Annotated in this window: 25 protein-coding genes; 20 read left to right on the forward strand and 5 right to left on the reverse strand. The window is 72.7% G+C overall.

The window, feature by feature from the left end; translation table 11 throughout:
* Window positions 1-26 precede the first annotated feature (26 nt).
* The gene (locus tag ABLE53_RS17935; protein ID WP_348860470.1) at window positions 27-1,226 is read left to right on the forward strand and encodes a permease; all 1,200 of its coding nucleotides are present in this window, start codon (window positions 27-29) and stop codon (window positions 1,224-1,226) included.
* A 53-nt stretch (window positions 1,227-1,279) separates the two neighbouring features.
* Here the strand turns inward: ABLE53_RS17935 and ABLE53_RS17940 are convergent, their stop codons facing one another.
* Both ABLE53_RS17940 and ABLE53_RS17945 read right to left on the reverse strand, forming a co-directional pair.
* Window positions 1,280-2,392 carry a zinc-dependent alcohol dehydrogenase family protein gene (locus tag ABLE53_RS17940; RefSeq protein ID WP_348860471.1) on the reverse strand — a complete coding sequence of 371 codons (1,113 nt, stop codon included), beginning with the start codon at window positions 2,390-2,392 and terminating at the stop codon, window positions 1,280-1,282.
* A gap of 102 nt (window positions 2,393-2,494) precedes the next feature.
* On the reverse strand, window positions 2,495-3,229 hold the full coding sequence (locus tag ABLE53_RS17945; protein WP_348860472.1) for a class I SAM-dependent methyltransferase: 735 nt from the start codon (window positions 3,227-3,229) through the stop codon (window positions 2,495-2,497).
* Between the two features lie 100 nt (window positions 3,230-3,329).
* On the opposite strand from ABLE53_RS17945, the gene ABLE53_RS17950 reads away from it, so the two are divergent.
* Both ABLE53_RS17950 and ABLE53_RS17955 read left to right on the forward strand, forming a co-directional pair.
* Entirely contained in the window at window positions 3,330-4,268 is a 939-nt protein-coding gene (locus ABLE53_RS17950) for a helix-turn-helix domain-containing protein (protein ID WP_348860473.1), read from the forward strand.
* A gap of 54 nt (window positions 4,269-4,322) precedes the next feature.
* Window positions 4,323-4,883: an NADPH-dependent FMN reductase gene (locus tag ABLE53_RS17955; RefSeq protein WP_348860474.1), complete on the forward strand. Its 561-nt coding sequence runs from the start codon at window positions 4,323-4,325 to the stop codon at window positions 4,881-4,883.
* Window positions 4,884-4,904: 21 nt separating this feature from the next.
* On the opposite strand, the gene ABLE53_RS17960 is transcribed toward ABLE53_RS17955, so the two are convergent.
* Window positions 4,905-5,435 carry a Dps family protein gene (locus tag ABLE53_RS17960; protein ID WP_348860475.1) on the reverse strand — a complete coding sequence of 177 codons (531 nt, stop codon included), beginning with the start codon at window positions 5,433-5,435 and terminating at the stop codon, window positions 4,905-4,907.
* Between the two features lie 104 nt (window positions 5,436-5,539).
* Here ABLE53_RS17960 and ABLE53_RS17965 point away from each other — a divergent pair, with 104 nt between their 5' ends.
* Window positions 5,540-6,289: a YoaK family protein gene (locus ABLE53_RS17965; RefSeq protein WP_348860476.1), complete on the forward strand. Its 750-nt coding sequence runs from the start codon at window positions 5,540-5,542 to the stop codon at window positions 6,287-6,289.
* Window positions 6,290-6,292: 3 nt separating this feature from the next.
* Here ABLE53_RS17965 and ABLE53_RS17970 read toward each other — a convergent pair whose 3' ends face one another.
* On the reverse strand, window positions 6,293-7,831 hold the full coding sequence (locus ABLE53_RS17970) for a hypothetical protein (RefSeq protein WP_348860477.1): 1,539 nt from the start codon (window positions 7,829-7,831) through the stop codon (window positions 6,293-6,295).
* A 21-nt stretch (window positions 7,832-7,852) separates the two neighbouring features.
* Window positions 7,853-8,809, reverse strand: a complete 957-nt coding sequence (locus ABLE53_RS17975; protein WP_348860478.1) for a hypothetical protein — start codon at window positions 8,807-8,809, stop codon at window positions 7,853-7,855.
* A gap of 197 nt (window positions 8,810-9,006) precedes the next feature.
* Between ABLE53_RS17975 and ABLE53_RS17980 the strand changes: the two genes are divergently transcribed.
* The 16 genes from ABLE53_RS17980 to ABLE53_RS18055 all read left to right on the forward strand — a co-directional run bounded on the left by ABLE53_RS17980 (window position 9,007) and on the right by ABLE53_RS18055 (window position 26,254).
* Window positions 9,007-9,966 (forward strand): helix-turn-helix domain-containing protein, encoded by a 960-nt coding sequence (locus tag ABLE53_RS17980; RefSeq protein ID WP_348860480.1) that lies wholly within the window; start codon window positions 9,007-9,009, stop codon window positions 9,964-9,966.
* A gap of 251 nt (window positions 9,967-10,217) precedes the next feature.
* Window positions 10,218-11,501 (forward strand): ABC transporter substrate-binding protein, encoded by a 1,284-nt coding sequence (locus tag ABLE53_RS17985; RefSeq protein ID WP_348860483.1) that lies wholly within the window; start codon window positions 10,218-10,220, stop codon window positions 11,499-11,501.
* Window positions 11,502-11,517: 16 nt separating this feature from the next.
* Window positions 11,518-12,357, forward strand: coding sequence for an ABC transporter ATP-binding protein (locus ABLE53_RS17990; protein WP_348860485.1), 840 nt, complete (start codon window positions 11,518-11,520; stop codon window positions 12,355-12,357).
* Entirely contained in the window at window positions 12,354-13,130 is a 777-nt protein-coding gene (locus tag ABLE53_RS17995) for an ABC transporter ATP-binding protein (RefSeq protein WP_348860486.1), read from the forward strand. Before ABLE53_RS17990 ends, ABLE53_RS17995 begins: the two co-directional genes overlap by 4 nt.
* A 1-nt stretch (window position 13,131) precedes the next feature.
* Window positions 13,132-14,004 (forward strand): branched-chain amino acid ABC transporter permease, encoded by an 873-nt coding sequence (locus ABLE53_RS18000; protein ID WP_348860487.1) that lies wholly within the window; start codon window positions 13,132-13,134, stop codon window positions 14,002-14,004.
* Window positions 14,001-15,035, forward strand: coding sequence for a branched-chain amino acid ABC transporter permease (locus ABLE53_RS18005; RefSeq protein WP_348860488.1), 1,035 nt, complete (start codon window positions 14,001-14,003; stop codon window positions 15,033-15,035). Before ABLE53_RS18000 ends, ABLE53_RS18005 begins: the two co-directional genes overlap by 4 nt.
* Window positions 15,036-15,083: 48 nt before the next feature.
* On the forward strand, window positions 15,084-15,551 hold the full coding sequence (locus ABLE53_RS18010) for a MarR family winged helix-turn-helix transcriptional regulator (RefSeq protein ID WP_348860489.1): 468 nt from the start codon (window positions 15,084-15,086) through the stop codon (window positions 15,549-15,551).
* Complete coding sequence (locus ABLE53_RS18015) at window positions 15,548-16,192, forward strand: maleylpyruvate isomerase family mycothiol-dependent enzyme (RefSeq protein ID WP_348860490.1); 645 nt, start codon at window positions 15,548-15,550, stop codon at window positions 16,190-16,192. The genes ABLE53_RS18010 and ABLE53_RS18015 overlap by 4 nt, the downstream gene beginning before the upstream one ends.
* A gap of 121 nt (window positions 16,193-16,313) precedes the next feature.
* Window positions 16,314-18,104, forward strand: coding sequence for an FAD-dependent oxidoreductase (locus tag ABLE53_RS18020; RefSeq protein ID WP_348860491.1), 1,791 nt, complete (start codon window positions 16,314-16,316; stop codon window positions 18,102-18,104).
* Window positions 18,105-18,115: 11 nt separating this feature from the next.
* Window positions 18,116-19,186 (forward strand): maleylacetate reductase, encoded by a 1,071-nt coding sequence (locus tag ABLE53_RS18025; RefSeq protein WP_348860492.1) that lies wholly within the window; start codon window positions 18,116-18,118, stop codon window positions 19,184-19,186.
* Window positions 19,183-20,094: an intradiol ring-cleavage dioxygenase gene (locus tag ABLE53_RS18030; protein ID WP_348860493.1), complete on the forward strand. Its 912-nt coding sequence runs from the start codon at window positions 19,183-19,185 to the stop codon at window positions 20,092-20,094. The genes ABLE53_RS18025 and ABLE53_RS18030 overlap by 4 nt, the downstream gene beginning before the upstream one ends.
* A gap of 241 nt (window positions 20,095-20,335) precedes the next feature.
* Window positions 20,336-21,271, forward strand: a complete 936-nt coding sequence (locus tag ABLE53_RS18035; protein WP_348860494.1) for a phosphatase PAP2 family protein — start codon at window positions 20,336-20,338, stop codon at window positions 21,269-21,271.
* Window positions 21,272-21,386: 115 nt separating this feature from the next.
* Complete coding sequence (locus tag ABLE53_RS18040; RefSeq protein ID WP_348860495.1) at window positions 21,387-22,313, forward strand: LysR family transcriptional regulator; 927 nt, start codon at window positions 21,387-21,389, stop codon at window positions 22,311-22,313.
* Window positions 22,314-22,320: 7 nt separating this feature from the next.
* A complete protein-coding gene (locus ABLE53_RS18045; protein ID WP_348860496.1) occupies window positions 22,321-22,893 on the forward strand; it encodes a dihydrofolate reductase family protein in 573 nt (190 codons plus the stop codon).
* Between the two features lie 56 nt (window positions 22,894-22,949).
* Complete coding sequence (locus tag ABLE53_RS18050) at window positions 22,950-25,043, forward strand: ArnT family glycosyltransferase (RefSeq protein ID WP_348860497.1); 2,094 nt, start codon at window positions 22,950-22,952, stop codon at window positions 25,041-25,043.
* Window positions 25,040-26,254, forward strand: coding sequence for a bifunctional glycosyltransferase family 2/GtrA family protein (locus ABLE53_RS18055; protein ID WP_348860498.1), 1,215 nt, complete (start codon window positions 25,040-25,042; stop codon window positions 26,252-26,254). Before ABLE53_RS18050 ends, ABLE53_RS18055 begins: the two co-directional genes overlap by 4 nt.
* Window positions 26,255-26,305 lie beyond the last annotated feature (51 nt).

Consider the following 26,305-nt stretch of genomic DNA (forward strand, 5'->3'; position numbering starts at 1 on the left):
ATACCCCATAGGGGTATCTTGGCAGCATGTGGATCCTGCAGCAGCTCGGCGACGCGCTCGGCATGGCCGGCTCGATGGCGTGGCAGATCGGCTGGTCGCTGATCCTCGGCTTCGCCCTCTCGGCGGTCGTCCAGGCCGTCGTACGCCGGGAGACGATCTCGCGACTCCTCGGCGACGACCGGCCCGCGACGCTGGCCAAGGCGACCGGGCTGGGGATCGCCAGCTCCTCCTGCTCGTACGCCGCCGTGGCGCTCGCCCGCTCGCTGTTCCGCAAGGGGGCGAGCTTCACCGCCGCCATCGTCTTCGAGCTCGCCAGCACCAACCTGGTCATCGAGCTCGGCATCATCATGGCGCTGCTGCTGGGCTGGCAGTTCACGGTCGCGGAGTTCGTGGGCGGGCCGGTGATCATCGTGCTGATGGCGCTGTTCTTCCGGCTCTTCGTCCGCGCCCGGCTGGTCGACGCCGCGCGCGAGCAGGCCGAGAAGGGGATCGCCGGCTCGATGGAGGGGCACGCGGCGATGGACATGTCGATCCGCGAGGAGGGCTCGTTCTGGACGCGTCTGCTCAGCGGGCCGGGGCTCACCTCGGTGAGCCACATCTTCGTGATGGAGTGGGCCGCCGTCCTCCGCGACATCCTCCTCGGCCTACTCATCGCCGGCGCGATCGGCGCGTGGGTGCCGGACTCCTTCTGGCAGAGCCTCTTCCTCACCGACCACCCGGTGCTCGCCGGGATCTGGGGCCCGATCCTCGGCCCGGTCATCGCCGTCGTGAGCTTCGTGTGCTCGATCGGCAACGTGCCGCTCGCGGCGGTGCTCTACAACGGCGGGATCAGCTTCGGCGGCGTCATCGCGTTCATCTTCGCCGACCTCATCATCATCCCGATCCTGCTGATCTACCGGAAGTACTACGGCACCCGGATGACCCTCGTCCTGCTCGGCGGCTTCTACGTGACGATGGTTCTCGGCGGCTACGTCGTCGAGCTGCTCTTCGGCGGCCTCGGCCTGGCCCCCGAGCACGGCCACGCGTCGGTCGCCGCCGAGGGCGTCAGGTGGAACTACACGACGTACCTCGACCTCGTCTTCCTCGCGCTCGCCGCCCTCCTCCTCGTGCGCTTCTTCCGCACCGGCGGTCGCGAGATGCTCGCCATGATGGGCGGCTCGCCCGACGAGGGCCACGACCACCACGGCGAGCACGACCACGAGCATCACGAGCACCAGCCGGGGTAGTCCGGGACGAAATTGGCGATCTACTCGCGAGTAACGGGCCGTTTCGTCCCGGACTACCCCGCCGGGGCGACCCCCGTGAACGCCGAGTCCGTCAGCACGGCCACGCCGCGGACCCGGTCGGCGGCGAGATCGACGAGGGCGTCGCCGGCCCGGGAGAAGGGGTACGTCGTCGCGGTGGCCCGCAGGCCGAGCCGGCCGGCCAGCGCCATCAGCTCGGCGCCGTCCGCGCGGGTGTTGGACGTGACGCTGGTGAGCGTCTTCTCGTAGAACAGCTGGTGCTCGTAGTCGAGCGCCGGCAGGTCGCTGACGTGGATCCCGGCGACCGAGACGGTGCCGCCGCGGTCGAGAGCGGCCAGTGCCGCCGAGACGACCTCGCCCGCCGGCGCGAAGACGATGGCGGAGTCCAGCGGCACCGGGGGTACGCCGTCGGCGCCGACCGCCGAGGCGGCGCCGAGCTCCAGCGCCAGCTCGCGGGCCGCCTCGTCGCGGGTGACCACGTGGACCTCGGCGCCCTGCTCCAGCGCGATCTGGGCGGTCAGGTGGGCGCTCGCCCCGAATCCGTAGATCCCGAGCCGGCCGGCGGGCGGCAGCGCCGCGCGCTTCAGCGCCCGGTAGCCGATGATGCCGGCGCACAGAAGCGGCGCCGCCTGGACCGGGTGGAGCGTGTCCGGGATCGGATAGGTGTACGCCGCGGGCGCCACGGCGTACTCCGCGTAGCCGCCGTCCTCGTCCCACCCGGTGTAGCGCGACGACGGGCAGAGGTTCTCCGCCCCGGCGCGGCACGACCGGCACACCCCGCAGGTCGACCGGAGCCACGGCACGCCGACCTGACGGCCGACCTGGACGCCGTCGGTGGTCGACGTGCCGTCACCGACGGCAACCACCTCGCCGACGATCTCGTGACCGGGCACGACGGGAGATCGGTGCGGCGGCAGGTCGCCCTCGATGACGTGCAGGTCCGTACGGCACACGCCGCAGGCCTCGACGTGCAGCAGCACCTCACCCGGCCGCGGAACCGGGACCGGCAGCTCGACCGGCGTCAGCCGGCCGTCGTACGCCGTCTGCCACGCGCCCATCGTGGTCGGCACCGGCGCCCGCGCCGTCAGCGACGTCCCGGGAGGAGCCTGACCGAGTCCGGTGGGCGGGACGGTCGCAGGGTCGCTCATGGATGCCTCCTCCCGCCACCCATGCTCCCGCGGCCGGACGTACGACGACAGGGCCGGTCACCCCGGGACCGCTGAGACCTTGGACCCGGTCCCGCTCCGGGATCACTCGGCCCGGGTCGCGCGTACGACGGTCACCTCGCCCATCCGGTGCTCGAGGTGCTCGACCTCGCGGACCTCGGCGAAGCCCGCTCGACGAAGGAGCACCACGAGGCCCTCGTCGAGATTCCGGGCGACGTGCGCGTTGTGCATCATCCGGTGGCGCAGCCGGCGCATCAGCCCGATGCCGTGACTGTGCGCGTCTGCGTGGTGCACGGACTCGCCGTCGGGCCCCGGCCCGCCGAAGTCCAGGATCGTGACGCCGCCGCCCGGGCGCAGCACCCGCAGCGCCTCGCGTGCGAACCCCTCGCGGCCCGCGTCGTCGACGTGGTGGAGCGCGAGCGAGGAGACCACGTGGTCGAGCGAGGAGTCCTCGGCGGGCAGCTGGTCGGCGAAGCCCTGCACGAGGTCGAGGCGCACGCCGCGACGGCCGGCCTTGCGGGCCGCGCGCCGGAGCGCCGCCGGGTCCGGGTCGAGCCCGGTGACGTGGGCGTCGGGGGTGGCGCGCAGGATCGCGAACGCCAGGTTGCCGGTGCCGCAGCCGACGTCGAGGACGCTCTCGCCCGTCCCGACGTCGGCGAGCGCGGCGGCCCGCTCGTGCAGGCGCCGGACACCGGCGGCGCGGGAGAACACGTCGTACAGGGGCAGCAGCCAGGGCTTGCCCATGCCGGGCAGGAAGTCCCGCTCGCGGTCCTCCGGCGTACGGCCGTCTCGGATCGGGGCGTTGCTCGTCAGGCTCATCGGTTCCGACCTCGTGCTAGATCTGGTGTGATAGCTCGAGTCTTGGACATCCTGCGGATCCGGGGCGGGACGGAAGTGGGCGAGCATGGGACGTTCCTCGGTGAGGATCTCAGGGGTGGAGGCCGTCCTGCGCACGGTCCGCCCGGACGGCACTCCTGTCTACCGCTACGACCAGCGGCCCGGAACTCCGCCCGTCTCGGTCGTCGTGATGGACACCGAGGTCGAGCCGGTGCTCCTCGAGCGCGACCACCGGCACGCCCACGACTTCCTCGTGCTGGTCTACGTCGAGCGGGGTGGCGGTGTCGTCGGGATCGATGGTCGCGACGTGACGCTGCGCGACGGCGGGCTGTACGCCGTACCGCCGGGGACGGTCATCGGCGCCGGCACCGTCCACGCGCTCGACGACTGTCGCGCCTGGTCGGTCGCGTTCGCGCCCGACGCGGTCCCCGCGCTGGCGTCGGTCTCGCCGCTGGCCCGGAGTCATCACCCGCTGCTCGCGCTGTTCGGCACGGACGGCGGGGGCGTCGTCGTACCTCGCGGCGAGCGGCGGCGCTGGACCGGCTGGATCGCCGAGCTCGACGAGGAGCTGCGCGAGCCCGGGCGGCTCGGGACGTACGACGCCGTGGCAGCGCTGCTCACCCGGATGCTGGTCGCCTCCGCCCGGCTCGCGCCGGACGTCCCGGCCGCCCCGGACCCGCTCGTCGAGCGGGTCTTCGACGAGATCGAACGGACCTACCGCCGGCCGGTCTCGGCGTCCGATGTGGCGGCCGCGCTCGGCTACACGCCGGGCCACCTGACGACGGCCGTGCGCGAGCGGACCGGGCGCACCCTGCTCGATTGGCTCACCGAGCGCCGGCTGACGGAGGTGCGCCGGCTGCTACGGGAGACCGACCTGCCGCTCGGGGTGGTCGCCGCGCGGACGGGTCTCGGCGACGCCGGCTACCTCGTCCGTCGCTTCCGGGCGCGCTACGGCACGACCCCGGGGCGATGGCGGCGTGAGCAGCGCGCACCGGACGCATCGGGAGCCGTCGTACCGTGAGCGGTGAACGGCGCCGGCGACGCCGGCCGACCCCTCACTCACTAGGAGAACCCGTTGAGCGAGCTGAAGATCGGCGTCATCCTCGGCAGCACCCGTCCGAACCGCAACGGCGAGGCGGTGGCGGCGTGGGTCATGGAACGGACGGCGGGCCGCCCGGCGACCTACGACCTGGTCGACCTGCGCGACCACCCGCTGCCGCACCTCGACGAGCCGATCCCGCCCGGGCTGGGGCAGTACGCCGGCGAGCACACCAAGGCCTGGGCGCAGACGATCGCGGCGTACGACGGCTTCGTCTTCGTGACGCCGGAGTACAACCACTCCACCTCGGGCGTGCTGAAGAACGCGATCGACTACCTGTACGCCGAGTGGAACAACAAGGCGGCGGCGTTCGTGAGCTACGGCTCGCTCGGCGGCACCCGGGCGATCGAGCACCTGCGGGCGATCTGCGCCGAGCTGCAGGTGGCCGGCGTGCGCCAGCAGCTGTCGTTCTCGCTCGTCACCGACTTCGAGAACTTCTCGGTGTTCAAGCCCGGGCCGCAGTACGACGACGCCGCGGCCACGATGTTCGACCAGCTCGAGGCCTGGGCCGGCGCGCTCAAGCCGCTCCGGGGGTGAGCGCGCCGCCCGGCCGCGGACTCAGGCCTCGATCTGCGCCGGCGCGGACTGGTTGGCGACGCGGTTCTCCGCGTCGATCATCCAGGCGAGCTGCTCGATCCGGGTGATGATCTCGTGGAGCAGGTCGGCCGTGGTCGGGTCCTCGGCGTCCACGTCGTCGTGGATGTCGCGCGCCGTCTTGGCCACGGCGTACAGCCCCGCGGTCACCAGGTCGACCGTGGTCGCGGTGTCGACCTCGCGGGCCGGGAACGGCGCGAGGGTGGTGTCCTCGGCGACGGTGGCGGAGCGGGCGTCCGGGGTGATGTAGAGGGCGCGCATCCGCTCGGCGACGTCGTCGCTGAACTCGCGGGCCGCGTCGACGACCTCGTCGAGCTGGAGGTGCAGGTCGCGGAAGTTCTTGCCCACGACGTTCCAGTGCGCCTGCTTGCCCTGCAGTGCGAGCTCGGTGAGGTCCACGAGCAGCTGCTGGAGGTGCTTGGCGAACGTCTCGCTCGCCGTGAAGGCGGGGTGGGCGGTGTGGACGGCCTTGCTGGTGGTGGCGGTCTGGGTCATCGCAGTCTCCCCTGGTCGAAGATGATCGGTGAACCCGATCCTGTCGGGTTTTCTGGAACGATTCAAGAAAAGTGAGCCTTACCTATCCTGCATCGGAGGTGCGCATGAGCGTGGGTGATCACGTCGTCGAGGCCTGGAGGGTGCTCGCGCCGCCGCGTGACAATCCGCACGGCCCGCTGCCGCCGCTGCTCCTGCTGCTGACCGTGGTGACGGGGCTGGTCGACGCGTTCAGCTACCTCGCGCTGGGTCACGTACTGGTCGCCAACATGACGGGCAACGTCGTCTTCCTCGGATTCGCCGTCGGAGGCGCTCCGGGGTTCGTGTGGTGGGCGTCGCTGCTGGCGATCGGGGCGTTCCTGGTCGGCGCGTTCGTCGGCGGGCGGACGACCCAGGCGGTCGGCGGACACCGTGGCCGCCACCTTCTCGCCGCCGCGACGGCCGAGCTCGTGCTCGTCGCCGCGTCGCTGGTGGTGACGCTCGTGATCGACGCGCCGTATGCGAGATGGACGCGGTGGGAGCTGGCTCTCATCGTCGCTCTCCTCGGCGTCGCCCTCGGGCTCCAGAACGCGACCGCGCGGGCGCTCGCCGTGCCCGACCTGACCACCACCGTCCTCACCCTGACGATCACCGGGATCGCGGCCGACAGTCACGCCGCCGGCGGAGCGAGCAGCAAGCTCGGCCGGCGCATCGTCCCCATCGTCAGCATGTTCCTCGGCGGGCTGGTCGGTGCCCTGCTCGTGGTCAACGGGCACGAGTCGTGGGACCTCGCCGCGGTCGTCGTGCTCCTGGCGGTCGTGGTCGCGTCCGCGCGAGCGGTCGCCGGCTCCGCGGCCGCTTGGACGGCGAGGCGGTGAGGCTCACTTCGTCACATGGACGACGACGCCGCAGCCCGAGCGCGAGCCGCGGATCAGGTTGCCGGCGCTCAGGGAGGAGCGCCAGCCGTAGTAGCCGGCGTTCTTCGCCCTGTTGATCGTGGTCGGCGGCATCGCGCGGGAGGTGCTGCCGGTGACGGTGGCGGTCACGGCGTGGCCGGCGGCGACCTTGCTCGCCCAGCACCTGACCCCGCTCCCCTTCTTGAACGGCCCGTAGAGCGTCGAGGTCACCGTGTGGGTCTCGCGGCGGTCGAAGCCCGAGATTCTCACGCCGACACGGAACGGCCTGCCGACCGCGACGGCCGCCTTCCCGACGCGGTACTGACCGATCCGTGAGGGCCGCTGGACGCGGACGGCCGCCCCGCACGCGGCGGCCGGCGTACTCGTGTCGTTGCCGGAGACCGCGGCGCGCCAGGCGTAGTAGCCGGACCTCGCCGGCCGGTACGCCGGAAGCGACCGGCTCCCGGCGCTGTCGACGCCCTGGGTGCCGGTGTAGGCCGGGGCCCCGCTGCAGGCCACCGGCGCCGAGGCCGCCGGGCCGTAGACCGCGAGCGTCGCGGTGCGCGTGCCGTAGCCCCCGGTCACGGTATAGCTGCCGGCGAGCGCGGCGCCGGTCCGGATCGTGGCACGGGTGTTCGCGACGCTGACCGCCTGCGGGCTCACCCCGACGGCAGTCGCCCGCGCGACGAGCGTGGCGTGCCGCCCCGCGACAGCGACCGCTGACGCGCCCCTCTTGAGCGGCGCGCGGACGTGGAGGCGCCACTCCGGCACGTGGGTGATCGTCGCGGTCACCCGGGTGCGCCCGGCGACGGCGGAGAAGTACGCCGTGGCCCGGCCGCCCTTGTCGGTGAACGTGCGCTGCGACCGCTGGCCGGGGAAGCCGAACATGACCCGGGCGCCGGCCAGCGGCGTACCGCCCCTGGTCCGGACGCGCAGGCTCACCCTGGTGCTGCTGCCGACGGTGGCCCGGCTGGCGGTCAGGGTCGCGGCGTACGGTCCCGCCTGCCGCCGTGACCGGTCGAGCATGGTCCTGGCAAGCGGGCGGACGTACGCCGCGTAGCCGCTCTGCCGCAGCCGGGCGGCCGCCCGCGGGTGTCCCATCCGCCAGGGGCCGCCGGCGAGCAGGGCGTAGACCGCGACGTCGACGGCGGCGGACTGGTAGTCGTCGTGGTAGGTGCCGTACCTCGACAGGATCCAGGCCGCGCGGCGGGTGGCCGTCGCTCCCGGCGCGTGCCGGCCGGCGAGGTTCGTCGTACGCCGTGCCGACCGGTAGGCCGACTCCGCGGCGCCCTTGCGCGGCTGGAGCCGGTAGACCCGTGCACCGTCGCCGAGCGTCCGACCGCCGAGCCAGCCGCCGTCCGCGTGGCCGTTGGACCGGATCGCGAAGCCCGCCCACCGCCTCGTCGCGGCGGCCGCCGGGTCGTCCGCGAGCGCGATCACCGCGGCGGCGGTGGCGAGCGCCGTCGTCGCGGCGGTCAGCGCGCGCCGGCGCGCGCCTGGTCTGTTCGCTTCGGGCGGTGTCATGGCGGGTCTCCTCTGGCCGGGTCAGCCGACCGGCTGGGGCGGTGGCTTCTGGGCGGTCGGGTCCACCGGCCCGCGCGGCGGGTCGGCGGGGTGGGGCTTGGAGGGGTGCTTCGGGCCGGACGTCGACGTCCCGCCGGTTGCGGGAGCGGCAGGGGTGCTGGAGACGTCCTCCGCCGCAGAGGTGGACGTCGCCGCGGTGCTCACCGGCGTCGCGGTGGTCTCCTGGGTCGCTCCAGGGCTCGTCACGGGGCTCGTCTCGGGTGGCGGGGCGATCCGCACGCCTCCCGTGACCGCAGGCGCGCCGTAGGCGGTGGCGCGCCAGGAGTACGCGCCGGCGTACGCGTGCGGGAAGACGACGACCACGGGAGCCCCGTCCCGGTCGAGCGGGAGTCGGCGGGTCGCGAGCGGCGTACCGGCCCGGCTCACCCGGAGCGTCACCACGGCCGGCCACCGGTCGGCTGAGACGACCAGCCGGAGCGGCCCGGTCGCCGGGGCGGTGGGGATGACGCGCAGGTGGGTGTGCCGCACCGCCGCCGGCCGCACCGGCGGGATCCCGCCCGTGGCGCGGAGCGCCGTGGTGGCCGGGGCCGAAGGGCCGGCCTTCTCGTGCGAGGCGCCGACCGAGACGGCGTACGCGACGACCGCGGCTGCGGTCGCCACCAACGCGACGACGCCGGCGACGACGGCGACGGTGAGCGCCCGGCGGGGCCGGCGTACTGGCCGCGGACCCGAGCGCACGGCGGCGCCGAAGGGGTCGACGCGCCAGGTGGTGGGCTCACGGCCGGGTACGACGAACGTGACGGTGAGCGGGGTGGGCCGGCGGGCCGCCTCGGAGGCGATCCGCTCCCTGAGGAGGGCCCTGACCTCGTCGAAGGAGCCTGCGGCGACGAGCTCGACGCGCCCGCCGATCTCGACCCGGCCATGGCCGTCGCGGAAGGCGGTGACGACGAGCGTGTCGGCCGCCAGATGACCGTCCATCGCCTCCCCCTCCCGCGGCGCGCCGGTCGGAGCCCGACTCGAGCTCCTCAGCAGCCTTGCCCCGGCTCGGCCGACGGGGCATCGCTCAGATTGGCGATTTCTCGCCCGATCCGGCCCCCTGTGCACGGCGCGGGCGTGATGCGGCGCGGGCGCGCGAGCGGATGACGTGACCGGCGTCACGACGTACAGTCGCCGGTGTGACTGCCGTCCCGAGCGCACGCCTGCCCCGGCCCGAGGTCTTCTCGACCACCCGCCTGGATGCGGCGACACAGGTCCGCGGGTGGGAGCGTCACAACGCTCGCTCGCTGGTCGCCCTCGCGGTGCGGCCGGGCGCTGAGGAGTCCTTCGACGCGGTCGAGGTCAACCTCCAGCTCGAGGACGTCCACCTCGCCGGGGTCCGGGCCGACAAGCACGTCGTGGAGCGCTCCGCCTCGCTCGTCGACGCGGTCCCCGCCGACGCGATCGCCGTCTACGCGAGCCTGCGTGGCGAGGCGCTGTTGGAGTACGACGGCGTACGCCGGGTCGTACGCCCCGGGCAGCTCCTCGTCTGCGATGTCGACCGGCCGTTCCTGCGCGGCTTCGGGCACGGGCTGGAGGAGTTCGCGATCAAGGTGCCGCGCGCCGCGTTCGCCGAGCGGACCGGTCTCACCTCGGTCGCGACGCCGCTGGTCGTCGACGCGGGTCCCGGGCAGGACCCGCACGGCCGCGCCCTGGTCCAGCTCGTCGGCCGCGCCCTCCGCCCCGCGGACCCGGTGCCCGCCGACGAGGAGGCCGTCCTCGACCTCGTCTCGGTGCTGGCCACAGACGGCCGCGTCACCCTCGGCACCGCCCACCGGGCCGCGGCCAAGGCGTTCATCGAGGACCACCTCGACGACCCCGGCCTGTCCGCCTCCGACGTCGCCGCGGGCGCCGGCATCAGCGAGCGGCACCTCTCCCGCCTCTTCGCGGAGGCCGGCACCTCCGTCCCGCGCCACATCCTCGGCCGCCGCCTCGACCGCGCCTACGCCGTGCTCGCCGCCGCCACCGACCCCGCGCTGCGGACCGTCGACGTCGCCGAGCGTTGCGGCTTCACCTCGCCGTCGTACTTCTCCCAGGCCTTCCGCCGGCGCTTCGGCGTCGCGGCGGGCGACGTACGCCGCGGTGTGGTTGCGGGCTGACCCGGTCTCACGAATCCCCGGCTGACCGGGGAAATCCGACCTTGTGGGGTGTCATTTCAGGCCACAAGGTCAGGTTTCCCCGGCCGACCGGGGAAACCTGACCGGGGAAACCTGACCGGCAACCTGACCGGCAACCTGACCGGCCGCCCCGAGCCCACGTGCGCATTTCCGCCATCCCGCTCCTCGTGAAGTGACCGACGTCACGCCGCGCCGTGACACTCCTTGGCACCGGACGACGCGAGGAGGGCGACGTGGCGAGAGGGAGACGACCGGCGCGAGCGGTCGTGGCGGGGGCGGCGGGGCTGGCCCTGGCACTGACCGGGTCGGCGTGCACGGTCGGGGGCAGCAGCGCGGCCGGCGACGACCACGAGCTCGTCATCGGGTTCGTGTCGACCCAGACCGGCGCGTCGGCGGCGTTCGGGCAGGCCAACTCGTTCGTGGTCGACGAGATCCGGGACTACCTGAAGCAGCATCCGCTCGTCGTCGACGGCCAGACGTACGACGTCAAGATCGTCGTCCGCGACGCGCAGAGCGACTCGACCCGGGCCGGTGACGTCGCCGCGGAGCTGATCAACAGCGACAACGCCGACGTGGTGGTGGCGTCGTCGACACCGGACATCGTGGACCCGGTCTCGGAGCAGTGCGAGGCCAACCAGATCCCGTGCATCACCACGGTCGCTCCGTGGCAGCCGTTCGCGATCCGCTCCGGGGACAAGCCCGCCGACCTGAAGTACAGCTACCACTTCTTCTGGGGGCTCGAGGACGTCTCGGCGGTGTACGCCGACATCTGGAAGCAGATCCCCAACAACGGCAAGGCCGGCGGCCTCTTCCCGAACGACCCCGACGGCCAGGCGTGGAGTGCCAACTTCCCGGCGCTGACCCAGGACAGCGGGGTCAGCATCGACAACCCGGGCCTCTACCCGGACGGCACCAAGGACTTCACCGCACAGGTCAACGCGTTCAAGGGCAGCGACGTCCTCGTCGGCGTCCCGGTGCCGCCGGACTTCACCACCTTCTGGCGGCAGGCCAAGCAGCAGGGCTACGACCCGAAGATCGCCACCATCGGCAAGGCGCTGCTCTTCCCGTCGTCGGTGGACTCGCTCGGGAAGATCGCGAACAACCTCGCCACCGAGGTCTGGTGGACCCCCACCGCGCCGTACAAGAGCTCGCTCACCGGCCAGTCCGCGCGCCAGCTCGCCGACGCCTGGGAGCAGAAGACCGGGCAGCAGTGGACCCAGCCGCTGGGGTACGCCGAGGCGCTCTTCGAGGTGGCGATCGCCGCCGTGAAGAAGGCGAGCAGCACCAACCCCGAGACCCTCGTCAAGACCCTCGCCCACCTCGACGTCCACACGATCGTCGGGGAGGTCCACTGGGGCGCCGACCCGAACGTCCCGCCGTACATCGCCAAGACGCCGGTCGCCGGCGGCCAGTGGCGCCAGACGAAGGACGGGAAGTACCCCTTCGACCTGGTCGTCGTCGAGAACAAGCTCGCCCCCGAGGTTCCGCTCGGCGGCCGGCCCGAGCCCCTCTCCTGAGAGCGAGGACGAGAAGATGAGCACAGGTACGACGACGGCCCCGCTGCTCCAGGCCGACGGGATCGCGAAGCGGTTCGGGCAGGTCGTGACGGCGCGGTCGGTCTCCTTCCGCGTCGACGCCGGCGAGGCGCTCGGGATCGTCGGCCCCAACGGGGCGGGGAAGTCCACCCTCCTCAACCTGATCACCGGGACGCTCCGCGTCGACGGCGGCCGGATCCGGCTCGACGGCGAGGACGTGACCAGGCTGCCCGCCGCCCGGCGTACGGAGCGGGGGATCGGGCGCACGTTCCAGGTCCCGCGGCCGTTCGAGGGCCTCACCGTGTTCGAGAACGTGCTGGTCGGGGCCTCCTTCGGCGCCGGCAAGCACGGCCGCGACGCGGCCGAGCAGGCGTGGGAGGCGCTCGGGACCGCCGGGCTCACGCCGCTCGCGAACACCCGGGCCGGCGCGCTGCGCCTGCTCGACCGCAAGCGGCTGGAGCTGGCCCGGGCGCTGGCGACGCAGCCGCGGCTGCTGCTCCTCGATGAGATCGCCGGCGGCCTCACCGAGCAGGAGCTGCCGGCCCTCATCGAGACGATCGCGCGGATCCGCGACAACGGCACCGGTGTCATCTGGATCGAGCACATCGTGCACGCGTTGCTGCAGGTGGTCGACCGATTGATGTGTCTCGCCCAGGGCGACGTGGTCGCCTCCGGCGACCCGCACGAGGTGATGGCCAGCGAGGCGGTCGCTGCGGTCTACCTCGGCGCCGTCGACTCCGAGGAGGAGGTCGTTCACGAACGGGCGACCGTCCGGCCCGGCGGCGCGCACGGCGCGGACGAGGCCGACACCGTCGAGGCGAAGGAGACCCGGCCATGACCGACACCGAAGCCACAGCCCTGCTCGGGCTGACCGGAGTCGACGTCCACTACGGCGACTTCCAGGCCCTGTACGGCCTCGACCTCTCCGTCGCCGAGGGCGAGACGCTCGCGGTGATCGGCGCCAACGGCGCCGGCAAGACGACGCTCCTCAAGACCATCTCGGGACTGATGAAGCCGACCCGCGGCACGGTTCGGTTCGCCGGACGGGACGTCTCCCGGACGGCGACCCACAAGCGGGTCCGCAGCGGCATCGCGCTGACCCCCGAGGGGCGGCGCATCTTCGCCTCGATGACGGTGGAGGAGAACCTCAAGGTCGGCGCGTACGGTCGGCGCCCCGGGCCTTGGACCCTCCGGGCGGTGTACGACGCGTTCCCGCTGCTCGCCGAGAAGCGGACCCGCCGTGGCGGGTTCCTGTCCGGTGGCGAGCAGCAAGCCACGGCGATCGGCCGCGCCCTGATGTCCAACCCGCGGCTACTGCTCCTCGACGAGGTCTCGCTCGGGCTCGCCCCGGTCGTCATCGCCGACATCTACGCCGCCCTGCCGGCGATCACGGCCAAGGGCACGACCGTCCTCGTGGTCGAGCAGGACCTCACCCAGGCGCTCGCGGTCGCCGACCGGGTTCAGTGCCTCCTCGAGGGCCGCACCGTCCTCGAGGCGGCGGCGACGGATGTCACCCGCGCCGAGGTGGCGGCGGCGTACTTCGGCACCGGCGGCGTACCCGCTCAGCGCGGGGCCGCCGCGACCATCCCCACGACCCGACAGGAGGCCTGAGATGGACTGGGTCAACGCGGTTCTGCAGGGACTGCTCCTCGGCGGGCAGTACGCGCTGCTCGCTTGCGGCCTGTCGCTGATGTTCGGCGTCATGCGCATCGTCAACCTCGCCCACGGCGTCCTGGCGGTCGCCGCGGCCTACCTCGCCTACTGGCTCGTCTCCCACACCGCGCTGCCTTCCTTCGCGACGCTGGTCATCGTGATCCCGGTGATGGCGGCAGTCGGCTGGGCGCTCCAGATCGGGCTCTTCAACCGCGCCCTCAAGCAGGGTGAGCTGTCGCCGCTGCTGGTGTCGTTCGGCGTCGCGGTGATCGGCGCCAACCTGCTGCAGGAGGGCTTCAAGGCCGACTCCCGCAGCATCGCCATCGGCGACCTCGCGACCTCGAGCATCAGGCTCAGCGACGACCTCTCGATCGGCGTCTTCTCGCTCATCACGCTCGTCGTCGCCGTGGTCGTCATCGGCGGGCTGCGCGCGTTCATGGCCTACACCCGGGTCGGCCGCGGCATGCGCGCCACGAAGGACGACCACGAGGCCGCGACGCTGATGGGCATCAACGAGCGCACCATGTACGCCCTCGCCACCGCGATCGCGATCGCGACCGTCGCGCTGGCCGGGGTCTTCCTCGGCATGAGCACGCAGTTCACCCCGACGTACGGCGACCTGGTGCTGATCTTCGCCTTCGAGGCCGTCATCATCGGCGGGCTCGGCAACCTCTGGGCCACCCTCGTCGGCGGCCTCGTCCTCGGCGTCGCGCAGACCGTCGGTGCCCAGATCGATCCCGCGTACGGCGTGCTGGCCGGTCACCTGGTCTTCCTCGCCGTCCTCCTCGTCAGGCCGCAGGGCCTGCTCGTCTCGAAGGCGGTCATGGCATGACGACGCTGACCCAGCCCCTGCATGGTGCCCCGGCGCTCCACGTCTCGCGCGGCAGCCGGACCTCGGCGATCGGCGGACTCTGCTTCGCCGCACTGGTGGTCGTCATGGCGGCGTACGTGCCGTTCCACTTCAGCCTCGGCACCCTGACCGACCTGGTCGGGCTGTTCTCCCTGATCATCCTCGGGACGACGTGGAACCTGCTCGCCGGCTACGGCGGTCTCGTCTCCATCGGGCAACAGGCGTTCATCGGCGCCGGCGGGTACGCCGTCATCAAGCTCGCCGACGCGGCCGGGCTGCCGATCGTCCTCGCTGTCCTGCTGGCGGGGGCGGTGTGCGGGGTGCTGGCCTACCCGACGTCGTACCTGCTGTTCCGCCTCGTCGGCGGCTACCTCGCCATCGGCACCTGGGTCGTCGCGGAGGTCTTCAAGCTGGTCACGACCCAGATCGACTCCCTCGGCGGCGGCTCCGGCCTCTCGCTGATGGTCTTCCGCGAGGACGGCACCAGCCGGATCGCACGGATCGGGACGGTCTACTGGCTCGCGCTCACCATCGCGGTGCTCGTCGTCCTGGCGACCTACCTCCTGATGCGCAGCCGCCTCGGTCTCGGGCTCACCGCGATCCGCGACAACCCGACCGCTGCCAGCTCCCTGGGCGTCGCGGTGCAGCGCAGCCGCCGGATCGTGTACGTCGCCGCGTCGGCCGGCGTCGGCCTCGCCGGGGCGCTGATCGCGACCAGCTCGCTCCGGGTCACCCCCGACTCGATCTACAGCGTCAACTACACGGCGTACATGATCTTCATCGTCGTCATCGGCGGGCTCGGGACCATCGAAGGCCCGATCCTCGGCGCGATCGTCTTCTACGTGCTGCAGCAGGAGCTCGCCAGCCATGGCACGTGGTACCTCGTCGTGCTCGGTGCCGTCGCGATCGCGGTCGTGCTCGCCGCCCCCAAGGGGCTGTGGGGCCTGCTCTCCGGTGACGGGAGGCTCGAGGTCTTCCCAATCGGCCACACGGTGCGCGCGCCCGCGCGCTGACCCGGGCGTCACTGGGCACCGGCTCCCAAATATGACAACATTGTTGTCATGGTGACGAGGCCAGAGCTGGTGTACGACGTCCTCGGGTACGTCCGTCCGATCGTCCTGAACTCCGCTCGCGTGGTGGAGGACGGGGTGCGAGTGGTGGGCTGGACGGTGGGCACCCGGGCGGTCGTGGAGGTGCTCACGGCGTACGGACCGGCGACAGTCCCCGAGATCGGCCGGCGCCTGGACCTGCCGCGGCAGGCGGTGCAGCGGCACGTCGACGACCTGCGCCGTCGGGGCCACGTCATGACCCGGGAGAACCCAAAACACCGTCGGTCGGTGCTCGTCGTGCTGACCGGCGAGGGCGCGGCGGCCTTCGACCGGGTCCGGACGGCCGAGCTGGCGGAGCTGGCGACCGTCGCGCCGGAGTGCAGCGACGACGACCTCCGAACGACGGCCCGGGTGCTGGCCGGCCTGGACCGGGACATCCGCGCCCGGGCCGCCGCGGCACGGGGAGGGGCGAGACGATGATCGACCACACGCCCGTGTACGCCGCGGCCGCCCGGAACAGGCTCCGCCTGGCCGACCTGCTCGACGACCTGACCGACGCGCAGTGGGAGACGCCCTCGCTCTGCGCCGGCTGGACCGTCCGCCACGTCGCCGCCCACCTGCTCCAGCACGTGTTCATCGGCTTCGGCCGGTTCGTCCTCGTGGCACTCAGACACCGCGGGGACACCGACGCGGCGGTCGACCACATCGCGCGCCGGCTCGCCCGGCACGAGCCCGCAGAGCTCGTCGCGCTGCTCCGGGCGCACGCCCACGACCGGGTCGACCCGCCACGGGTCGGGCCCTGGGGACCGTACGCCGACACCTGCATCCACCTCCGCGACATCGCCCGCCCGCTCGGGCTCGGCACCGACCTGCCGCGGGAGGAGTGGGCGGTGCTCCTCGGCTACCTCACCTCCGACCGCGTGGCGCCGGCCCTGGTGCCGGCGGGGCGCCTCGACGGGCTGTCCCCGGCGGCCACCGACGTCGACTTCCGTGCCGGTGACGGCGCACCCGTCAGCGGCCCCGCCGAGGCGCTCGCGATGGCCCTGTCGGGTCGGTCGGCCGCCCTCCCCGACCTGACCGGCGAGGGAGTCCCCGCCCTCCGGGCACGGATCGCGGCGTAGCGCGCGTCGCGACGAGATCCGCATTTCCGCCATCCCGTCGCCCAGCCCTGTGACCGGCGCCTGTGACGCACGACACTCGACGCATGACCAGCGAATGCCCCGGCCGGGAAGGGTGACGACCATGCCAGTGTTCGACGACGGCCAGAAGGAGACCGAGGTCCCGGAGATCGAGGACATGGTGACCACCGACGTCCTCGTGGTGGGGTCGGGTCCGGCCGGAGCCTCCGCGGCGCTCTACCTGTCGACGCTCGGCGTCGACAACATCATGATCACGAAGTACCGCTGGACCGCGAACACACCACGCGCCCACATCACCAACCAGCGGGCGATGGAGATCTTCCGCGACATGGGGATCGAGGACCAGGTCCTCGCCGACGCGACGCCGCACGACCTGTGCGGCGACACGGTGTTCTGCACGAGCATCGCCGGCGAGGAGATCGGCCGCATCCACACCTGGGGGACCCGCCCGGACCGGGAGGCCGACTACCAGCTGGCCAGCCCGTGCCTGACCGTGGACATCCCGCAGACCTACCTCGAGCCGATCCTGGTCAGGAACGCCACGGTCCGCGGGACGCAGAGCAGGTTCTCCTCCGAGTACCTCTCCCACGTGCAGGACGACGACGGCGTCACCACGCTCGTGCGCGACCGGCTGACCGGCCACGAGTACCACATCCGCTCGAAGTACCTCATCGGCGCCGACGGCGCCCGGTCGAAGGTGGCCGAGGACATCGGCCTGCCGTACGAGGGGAGGATGGACATCGCCGGCTCGATGAACATCACCTTCAAGGCCGACATCTCCGCGCTCGTCGACCACCGCCCGAGCGTCCTGTACTGGGTGATCCAGCCGGGCTCGAACGTCGGCGGCATCGGCACCGGGCTGGTCCGGATGGTGAGGCCGTGGGACGAGTGGCTCATCGTGTGGGGCTACGACATCAACGAGGAGCCCCCCACGCTCGACGACGAGATGGCGAAGGGGATCGTCCGCGACCTGCTCGGCATGCCCGACCTGGACCCGGAGATCACCGGCTACTCGCTGTGGGGCGTCAACGAGATGTACGCGACCCACCTGCAGAAGGGCCGGGTCTTCTGCGCGGGCGACGCGATCCACCGGCACCCGCCGAGCAACGGTCTCGGCTCCAACACGAGCGTGCAGGACTCCTACAACCTGGCGTGGAAGCTCGCCGCGGTGATCCGCGGCCAGGCGGAGCCGTCGCTGCTGGACTCCTACAGCGCCGAGCGGGCGCCGGTCGCCAAGCGGATCGTCACCCGGGCGAACAAGTCGGCGCGCGAGTTCGTCGACATCTTCGAGGCGCTCGGCGTCGTCGGCCTCGACGGCCCGGAGATGGCCGCGGCGATCGAGGAGCGCAAGGCCGACACCCCCGCCGGCGCGGCCAAGCGGGCCGCGCTGGTGAAGGCGATGGACACCAAGAACTACGAGTTCAACGCCCACGGCGTCGAGCTGGGCCAGTTCTACGAGTCGAACGCGATCGTCTCCGACGGCACCCGGCCGCCGGCCGGCCCCGACGAGGACCTCTACTACGTCATGTCGACCTCGCCCGGCGCCCACCTGCCGCACGCGTGGGTCGGCAACAACGTCGACAAGATGGCCATGATGGACCTCGCGCCGTACACCCGGTGGACGCTGATCACCGGGATCGCCGGCGAGGCCTGGGCCTCGGCGGTCGACAAGGTCGCCCACGTGTTCGGGCTCCCGCTCGAGACCGTGGTCATCGGCCCGGGTCACGAGGTCACCGACCTGTACTACGACTGGGCCAAGCTCCGCGAGGTCGAGGAGAGCGGGGCGCTGCTGATCCGTCCCGACAAGCACGTCGCCTGGCGTGCGACGAGCCTCCCGGACCACCCGGAGGCCGCCCTCACGACCGCTGTCGCCCAGCTCCTCGGGAAGGCGTGAAGAATCGAGTCATGAGGTTCGCACACGAGACGCTGCCGCAGCGGGTCAGGTTCGCGGCGGGTGAGGCCGCCGCCGCGGTGGCCGACGAGATCGACGGGCTCGGCGCGCAGCGGGTGATGGTGATCGCCTCCGACCGGGAGGCCGCACTGGCCGACCCGATCGCGGCGGAGCTGCCGGTGGTGCTGCGCCACGACGAGGTCGTGATGCACGTGCCGGTCGAGGTGGCGCAGCGGGCGCGCGAGGCGGCCTCGAAGGCCGAGGTCGACGCGGTGCTGTGCGTCGGCGGCGGGTCGACGACCGGGCTGGCGAAGGCGGTCGCCATGGACGGCTCGCCGGTGGCCGGGGTGCCGATCGTGGCCGTCCCGACGACGTACGCCGGCTCGGAGGCGACCAACGTGTGGGGCCTGACCGAGGGGGAGACGAAGACGACCGGGGTCGACCCGAGGGTGCTGCCGACCGCGGTGGTGTACGACGCGACCCTGCTGACCAGCCTGTCCGGGAAGATGACGGTGGCCAGCGGGCTGAACGCGATGGCGCACTGCGTGGACTCGATGTGGGGTCCGCGCACGGACCCGATCGACCAGGCGCTGGCCGGCGAGGGGATCCGCGGGCTGGCGGCCGGGCTGCCGCAGGTGGCGGCCGACTCCACCTCGGTGCCCGGGATCGAGCAGACGCTGTACGGCGCCTACCTCGCCGCGGTGGCGTTCGCGTCGGCCGGGTCGGGGATGCACCACAAGATCTGCCATGTGCTGGGCGGGATGTTCAACCTGCCGCACGCGCAGACGCACGCCGTCGTACTCCCCTACGTGCTGGCCTTCAACGTGCCCAACGCTCCCGAGGCCGAGGAGCGGATGGCGATCGCCTTCGGGAGCGAGTCCGCGTCGCAGGGACTCGCCGCCCTGCGGGCGAGGCTTGACGCACCGAAGGCACTGAGCGACTACGGCATGCCCGAGGACGGGATCGCGAAGGCGGTCGACCCGATCCTCAAGGCGATCCCCGCCGACAACCCCACCCCCGTGACCGCCGAGAACATCACCGCGCTGCTGCGTGCAGCGTGGGCAGGAGAGGAGCCGTCGGCATGAGCGACAGCGTCGTGAGCGAGACGGAGCGAGAGGTCTCCGCGGAGCAGGCCGCCCGCGAGGAGGAGCTGGTCGAGCGCGTCGTACGCTCCTTCGACGCCTGTGCCGACCCGCGGCTCAAGGAGCTGATGGTGGGGCTGGTCCGCCACCTGCACGCCTACATCCGGGAGGTGCGGCTGACCGAGGAGGAGTGGGGCGAGGCGATCGAGTTCCTCACCAAGGCCGGCCACATCACCGACGACAAGCGGCAGGAGTTCATCCTGCTCTCCGACGTGCTCGGCGCGTCCATGCAGACGATCGCGGTCAACAACCAGGCCTACGCCCACGCCACCGAGGCCACCGTGTTCGGGCCGTTCTTCGTGGAGGGCTCGCCCGAGATCGAGAACGGCGGCGACATGTCGTTCGGCGCGACCGGCGAGCCGTGCTGGGTGGAGGGCTCGGTCACCGACGTGGAGGGCAAGCCGCTGGCCGGAGCCCTGATCGAGGTCTGGGAGGCCGACGAGGACGGCCTCTACGACGTTCAGTACGACGACGACCGGACCGCCGCCCGCGCCCACCTGTACGCCGACGACGAGGGCAACTACCGGTTCTGGGGCGTCACCCCGACGCCGTACCCGATCCCCTACGACGGCCCGGTGGGACATCTGCTGGACGCGGTCGGCCGCTCGCCGATGCGCGCCTCGCACCTGCACTTCATGGTCTCCCACCACGGCTGCCGCACCCTGGTGACCCACATCTTCGTCCGCGGCGACGAGCTGCTGGACAAGGACACGGTCTTCGGCGTCAAGGAGTCGCTGGTCAAGGACTTCGAGCAGCAGCCTGCCGGCACCCCGACCCCCGACGGCCGCGAGGTCGAAGGGACCTGGTCCAAGGTGCGCTTCGACATCGTCCTCGCGCCGGAAGGCGCCTAGAGTTCGAACCAGACTTCCCGCCCAGAGGGAGCAACGGGAGGGCCCCCGGGGCGCGTACGACGGCAGTCGCGCGCCCCGGAGTGGCGGCCCCGAGTGCCGGCCCCGAGTGGAGACCCGGTGCGGGCCCTGGGTGGCACCCCTGACAAATCGCACCCCTAATCCGGGGGAAAACCCGATGGGAATAGCCGCGCTGTGCCGCTAAGTTGCGGAGGGTGTGTCCGATTCGTCGACGGAGACGGCTGTGAGCGGCGTACGCCGGGGGCTCGTGGAGCTGCTGATGGTGGCGGCGCTCTATGTGGCCTACACGTTCTCCCGCATGCTGGCCGACACCGACGTCGGCGCCGCGCTCGGCCGGGCGCGTGAGCTGCTCCGCGTCGAGGACGCGGTCGGCCTGGCGCGCGAGCAGGCGGTCAACGCCTGGTTCGTCGCCCACGACACCGTCGGGGTGATCGCCAGCTTCTGGTACAGCTCCGCCCACTACGTCGTCACCGTCGTCGCGCTGGTGTGGCTCTACCGGCGCGGCCGCGACGTCTACGTGCCCGCCCGGCGGGCGCTCGCGGCGGCGACGGTCCTCGGGCTGGTCTTCTACCTGCTGCTGCCGACCGCCCCGCCGCGGATGATCGGCGGGTACGTCGACGTCCTCCGCCTGCACGCCGACGTTGGCTGGTGGGGCGCCGACGCCTCCGCGCCCAAGGGCCTCGGCGGGCTCACCAACGAGCTCGCCGCCTTCCCGTCGCTCCATGCGGGCTGGTCGCTGTGGGTCGCGTTCGCCGTCATGAGCGCGACCCGCAACCGCGTCCTCCGGGTGGCCGGCTGGACGTACGCCGCCGTCACCGCCGTGGTCGTCGTCGGCACCGCCAACCACTGGACCGTCGACGTCATCGTCGGTTGGATCGTCGCCGCCGCGGGCTGGCTGCTCGCCGACGCCCTCGGTCGCCTCGCCGACCGTCGCCGCGGCGAGCTGGTCCCCGCGCCCGCGCGGGTCGGGACCGCGGCGGCCACTGCGGGACGGACCGCGATCGACCGCGCCGTCAGCGGCACCGAGCTCGTCGCCCGGGCGGTCCGCGAGGGAGCGCTCACGCTTCCCGGGATGACCGTGCCGCCGGCCGTCGTACGCCGCCTCGCTCATCCGCCGGTGCCCGATCCGCCGGTGCCGAGCGGCCGATCGGCGGGGTAGTCCGGGACGACATTGTCGATTACTCGTCAGTAGACCGACCGTTTCGTCCCGGACTACCCCAGCCCGGTCCCGGGCAACCACAGGCTGACCCTGTGAGGCCCGTACGCTGAGGAACGTGGCACTCCCCGACCTCGCCTCGCTGCGGCTGCTCACCGACGTGGCGCGGCTGGGCAGCATCGGCGCGGCCGGCCGGGCGGCGGGGATCTCGCAGCAGTCGGCGTCGGAGCGGCTCCGGGCGATGGAGGCGCAGACCGGGCTGGTGCTGGTGCAGCGGTCGACCCGCGGCGCCGCGCTGACCGACGAGGGCCGGCTGCTGGTCGAGTGGAGCACCGAGCTGCTGCACCTCGCCGACCAGGTCGAGACCGCCCTGGTCACGCTGCGCGCCGAGCACTCCCGGCAGCTGCGCGTGTGCGCGTCGATGACGACGGCGGAGTACCTCCTCCCCGGCTGGCTGGTCGAGCTCCGCCGGCAGCCGCCACCCGCAGGCGACGTGTCGGTCAGCCTGCAGGCCACCAACTCCCACCACGTGCTGGAGGCGGTCCGCGACGGCCGCGCGGACCTCGGCTTCATCGAGGGACCCGAGGACACCTCCGGGCTGTCGACGGCGGTCGTCGGCCGCGACGAGCTGGTGCTGGTGGCGTGGCCGGAGGATCCGTGGGTACGCCGCCGGTCGACCCTCTCCGCCCACCTCCTCGGCACCCGCTCGCTGACCAGCCGTGAGCCCGGCTCGGGCACCCGCGCCGTGGTCGAGCAGGCCCTCGCGCGCGTCGACGTCGCCGTCGTACGCCCCGAGGCGGAGCTGGCCACCAACGCCGCGGTGCTGGCCGCGGTACGCGCCGGCGGGGCGCCCGCGTTCCTCAGTCTGCGCGCGGTCGAGCGCGACCTGGCCAGCGGCGCGCTCGTCCGCCTGCGCGTGCGCGACCTCGACCTGCGCCGCGACTTCACCGCCGTCTGGGTCGGCGGGCGTACGCCGCCGCCCGGTCCGGTCCGCGACCTGCTCGCGATCGCGCGCCGCGCCCAGCAACGCCAGCCGCTTGCATAATGCAAGCATGGCGAAGCTGCTCTACTCCGCGACCATGTCGCTCGACGGCTACATCGCCGGTCCCGGTGGCGACATGTCGTGGGCGCGGCAGTACTTCGGCCCGAACCCCGTCGCCGAGCGGCTGGTCGACGACATCGGCGCGCTGCTCGTCGGCGCCCGGACCTACCGCGGCGACGACCCCAACCGGGGCACCGACGAGGAGGGCGCGCTCTCCGGGCAGTGGCACGGTCCCGTCGTCGTGCTCACCCACCATCCCGACGACCCACCGCCCGAGGACGCCACCTTCACCGACGACCTCGAGGTGGCCGTCGGGATGACGAAGGACGCGGCCGGTGGCCGGAAGTACGTCAACGTCCTCGGCGCCGACGTCGCCCGCCAGCTGCTGCGCGCCAGGCTGCTCGACGAGATCCTCGTCATCGTCGCGCCGCTGCTGCTCGGCGGCGGCACCCCGCTGCTCGCCGACGACCTCGAGGGCGTCACCGGTCCCGGCGGCTACCGGCTCGAGCGGCTGCACGAGAGTGCCGTGCCGCTCGGGGTGAACCTGTGGTACCGCGTGACGTACGACGCCCCGCCCTCCTAGGAGGCTCACAGGCTCGCCGAACGGCGAGCACAGTCCGCGCCCGCACCGTCGAAGGCATGACGGCAACCATCGACCCTCCCGTGACCGCGGCGCACCACGCCGCGACGACCCTACGACGACGGCGGCTGCCCCCGGAGCGGCTGTCCCTGCTCCTGCTGCTGGCGGCCACCGCGGTGGCATACCTGTGGACGCTCTCCGAGTCCGGCTACGCCAACCAGTTCTACGCGGCGGCCGCGCAGGCCGGCTCGCAGAGCTGGAAGGCGTGGTTCTTCGGCGCCCTCGACGCCGGCAACGCCATCACCGTCGACAAGCCGCCGGCGGCGCTGTGGGTGATGGGCCTCTCGGTCCGGATCTTCGGGCTGAGCTCGTGGAGCATCCTCGTCCCCGAGGCGCTGATGGGCGTGGCCACCGTCGGCCTCACCTACGCGCTCGTACGCCGGGTCGCGCCGTGGCCGGCCGCCATCGCCGCGGGTGCCTTCACGGCGCTGACGCCGGCCGCCGCGCTGATGTTCAGGTTCGACAACCCGGACGCGCTGCTGCTCCTGCTCATGGTCGGCGCCGGCTACGCGACGCTGCGCGGTACCGAGCAGGGCCGCAGCCGCTGGCTGGTCCTCGCCGGCGTGCTCGTGGGCTTCGGCTTCCTGACCAAGATGCTGCAGGCCTTCCTGGTGCTGCCGGCCTTCGCGCTCGTCTACCTCATCGCGGCACCCATCGTCTTCCGCAAGCGGATCCTGCACCTGCTCAGTGCCTTCGCGGCCGTGATCGTGAGCGCCGGCTGGTGGGTCGCGATCGTCGAGCTGGTGCCGGAGTCGTGGCGCCCGTACGTCGACGGCTCCACCGGCAACTCGATCCTCGAGCTGGTCTTCGGCTACAACGGCTTCGGCCGGCTCACCGGGGACGAGACCGGCGGGCTCGGAAACGCCGGCTTCTCCAGCGGCACCGGCTTCCTCCGGCTCTTCCAGGGCGTCTCGGGCGGCATGGTCGCCTGGCTGCTCCCGGCCGCGCTGATCGTGCTCGTCGCCGGCCTCGTCGTCCTCCGCCGTGCGCCCCGCACCGACCTGGCCCGCGCCGCACTCGTCCTCACCGGGGGCTCGATGCTCGTGACCGGCCTGGTCTTCTCGTTCATGGCCGGCATCTACCACGACTACTACGTCGTCGCGCTGGCTCCCTGGATCGCCGCCACCGCCGTCATCGGCACGGTCGTCCTGTGGCGCCGCCGCGACCTGCTCGCCGTACGCCTGACCCTCGCGGCCGCCGCCGCGGCGAGCACCGTCTGGGCGGTCGTCCTGCTCGGCCAGTCCGGCGAGCAGCCGTACGACGCGCTGCGCTGGCCCGTCCTCGTCGCCGGCCTGGCCGTCACCGGCGGGCTCGCGTTCGCCGACCTGCTCGACCGGACCCGGGCGGCGGCCCTGCTCGCCGCGGTCGCCATCACGCTCGGCATCGGCCCGGCGGCGTACACCATCGAGACGATCACCACCGCCCACACCGGGTCCATCGTCACCGCCGGTCCGTACACCGCCGCGGGCGGGTTCGGCGGGGGCGGCGGCCCCCGCGGCGGCGGCGCGCCCTCGCAGATGGGCCAGATGCCCGGCAGCACCCAGGGCAGCACGCAGGGCAGCACCCAGGGCAGCACCCAGGGCAGCACCCAGGGCAGCACCCAGGGCAGCACCCAGGGCCAGTCGCAGGGCAGCACCCAGAGCCAGGGCATGCCCGGCGGCGGCGCGATGGGCGGCGGCGTGCTCGGCGGCTCGAGCGTCAGCGACGAGCTGACGGAGCTGCTGCAGCAGAACGCCGGCGACTACCGCTGGGTGGCCGCGACGAGCGGGGCCCAGAACGCCGCCAGCTACGAGCTCGCCACCGGCGAGTCGGTGATGGCGATCGGCGGCTTCAACGGGACGACGCCGAGCATCAGCCTGGCGCAGTTCGAGGAGTACGTCGCCGACGGGCAGATCCACTACTACATCGCGAGCGGCGGCATGGGCGGCACAGCCGGCGGCATGGGCGGCACAGCCGACGGCATGCAGGGCGGCTCGAGCTCCGACTCCTCCGAGATCGCCCAGTGGGTCGAGGACAACTTCACCTCGACCACGGTCGGCGGGGTGACCGTCTACGACCTGACCCAGCAGTCCACCTCGGGGTCCACGACATGAGCGCCGAGCCGCTGACCTACGAGCTGCCCCGATCGCTGCGAGAGTTCGACAGCGCCGTCGACCTCGTCGTCCCGGTCCACAACGAGGAGCGGGTGCTGGAGGCGTCCGTACGCCGCCTGGACGGCTACCTGCGGAGCAGGCTGCCCTACTCCTACCGGATCACGATCGCCGACAACGCCAGCACCGACGGGACCCTGCTGGTCGCGAAGCGGCTGTCGGCCGACCTGCCCCGGGTCCGCGTCGTGCACCTGGCCGAGAAGGGCCGCGGACGGGCGCTCAAGGCGGCCTGGCGGACATCGACGGCGGCGGTCGTGGGCTACATGGACGTGGACCTGTCGACCGACCTGCGGGCCGTGCCTCCGCTGCTCGCGCCGCTGCTGTCCGGCCACTCGGACCTCGCCATCGGGACCCGGCTGGCGAAGGGCAGCCGGATCGTCCGCGGCCCGAAGCGGGACCTGATCTCGCGCGGCTACAACCTGCTGCTCCGGACCGTCCTGTCGGCCTCGTTCAGCGACGCCCAGTGCGGCTTCAAGGCCGTACGCCGCGACGTCGCGGACCGGCTGGTGCCGCTGGTGCAGGACGACTCGTGGTTCTTCGACACCGAGCTCCTCGTGCTCGCCGAGGAGGCCGGGCTGCGGATCCACGAGGTGCCGGTGGACTGGGTCGACGACCCCGACTCCCGGGTCGACATCTGGCGGACGATCAGGGAGGACCTGCTCGGGATCGGCCGGCTGGTCCGCGGGCTGGCGTCGGGACGGATCGATGTGAGCCTCGTCCGCGATGGCGTACGCCGGCCGGCGCCGGAGGCGGCGCTGCCGACGCAGATCGTGCGGTTCGCGGCGGTCGGGGTGATGAGCACGCTTGCCTACCTCGTGCTCTACCTGCTGATGCGCGGCTCCACCGGCGCGCAGACCGCCAACCTGCTCGCCCTGCTGGTGACGGCGGTCGGCAACACCGCCGCCAACCGCCGGCTGACGTTCGGGATCACCTCGCGCAGCGGCGTCGTACGCCACCATGTCGCCGGTCTCGCCGCGTTCGGCCTCGGGCTGGCGCTCACCAGCGGCTCCCTCCAGCTCCTCCACGCGAGCGACCCGGACGCCGCGCGGTTCACCGAGCTGACCGTGCTCGTCGCGGCGAACGCCGCGGCGACGCTGATCAGGTTCGTGGTGCTGCGCCGGACGATGGCGAAACCCGGGCGGTCCCGTGTGTGAGTGACTATGGTCTGCGTCACGTCACGTGGGGATCGCAGGGAGAGGTGCCGC

Source organism: Nocardioides asiaticus (genome assembly GCF_040049175.1).
In the GTDB taxonomy this organism is placed as follows: Bacteria; Actinomycetota; Actinomycetes; order Propionibacteriales; family Nocardioidaceae; genus Nocardioides; species Nocardioides cheoyonin.

What these genes read in the sequence shown, in the direction of transcription:
- ABLE53_RS17935 (WP_348860470.1), top strand. Translation starts at nt 27, where the DNA reads ATGTGGATCCTGCAGCAGCTCGGCGACGCGCTCGGCATGGCCGGCTCG.
- ABLE53_RS17940 (WP_348860471.1), bottom strand. Translation starts at nt 2,392, where the DNA reads ATGAGCGACCCTGCGACCGTCCCGCCCACCGGACTCGGTCAGGCTCCT.
- ABLE53_RS17945 (WP_348860472.1), bottom strand. Translation starts at nt 3,229, where the DNA reads ATGAGCCTGACGAGCAACGCCCCGATCCGAGACGGCCGTACGCCGGAG.
- ABLE53_RS17960 (WP_348860475.1), bottom strand. Translation starts at nt 5,435, where the DNA reads ATGACCCAGACCGCCACCACCAGCAAGGCCGTCCACACCGCCCACCCC.
- ABLE53_RS17965 (WP_348860476.1), top strand. Translation starts at nt 5,540, where the DNA reads ATGAGCGTGGGTGATCACGTCGTCGAGGCCTGGAGGGTGCTCGCGCCG.
- ABLE53_RS17970 (WP_348860477.1), bottom strand. Translation starts at nt 7,831, where the DNA reads ATGACACCGCCCGAAGCGAACAGACCAGGCGCGCGCCGGCGCGCGCTG.
- ABLE53_RS17975 (WP_348860478.1), bottom strand. Translation starts at nt 8,809, where the DNA reads ATGGACGGTCATCTGGCGGCCGACACGCTCGTCGTCACCGCCTTCCGC.
- ABLE53_RS17990 (WP_348860485.1), top strand. Translation starts at nt 11,518, where the DNA reads ATGAGCACAGGTACGACGACGGCCCCGCTGCTCCAGGCCGACGGGATC.
- ABLE53_RS17995 (WP_348860486.1), top strand. Translation starts at nt 12,354, where the DNA reads ATGACCGACACCGAAGCCACAGCCCTGCTCGGGCTGACCGGAGTCGAC.
- ABLE53_RS18000 (WP_348860487.1), top strand. Translation starts at nt 13,132, where the DNA reads ATGGACTGGGTCAACGCGGTTCTGCAGGGACTGCTCCTCGGCGGGCAG.
- ABLE53_RS18005 (WP_348860488.1), top strand. Translation starts at nt 14,001, where the DNA reads ATGACGACGCTGACCCAGCCCCTGCATGGTGCCCCGGCGCTCCACGTC.
- ABLE53_RS18010 (WP_348860489.1), top strand. Translation starts at nt 15,084, where the DNA reads ATGGTGACGAGGCCAGAGCTGGTGTACGACGTCCTCGGGTACGTCCGT.
- ABLE53_RS18015 (WP_348860490.1), top strand. Translation starts at nt 15,548, where the DNA reads ATGATCGACCACACGCCCGTGTACGCCGCGGCCGCCCGGAACAGGCTC.
- ABLE53_RS18020 (WP_348860491.1), top strand. Translation starts at nt 16,314, where the DNA reads ATGCCAGTGTTCGACGACGGCCAGAAGGAGACCGAGGTCCCGGAGATC.
- ABLE53_RS18025 (WP_348860492.1), top strand. Translation starts at nt 18,116, where the DNA reads ATGAGGTTCGCACACGAGACGCTGCCGCAGCGGGTCAGGTTCGCGGCG.
- ABLE53_RS18030 (WP_348860493.1), top strand. Translation starts at nt 19,183, where the DNA reads ATGAGCGACAGCGTCGTGAGCGAGACGGAGCGAGAGGTCTCCGCGGAG.
- ABLE53_RS18045 (WP_348860496.1), top strand. Translation starts at nt 22,321, where the DNA reads ATGGCGAAGCTGCTCTACTCCGCGACCATGTCGCTCGACGGCTACATC.
- ABLE53_RS18050 (WP_348860497.1), top strand. Translation starts at nt 22,950, where the DNA reads ATGACGGCAACCATCGACCCTCCCGTGACCGCGGCGCACCACGCCGCG.
- ABLE53_RS18055 (WP_348860498.1), top strand. Translation starts at nt 25,040, where the DNA reads ATGAGCGCCGAGCCGCTGACCTACGAGCTGCCCCGATCGCTGCGAGAG.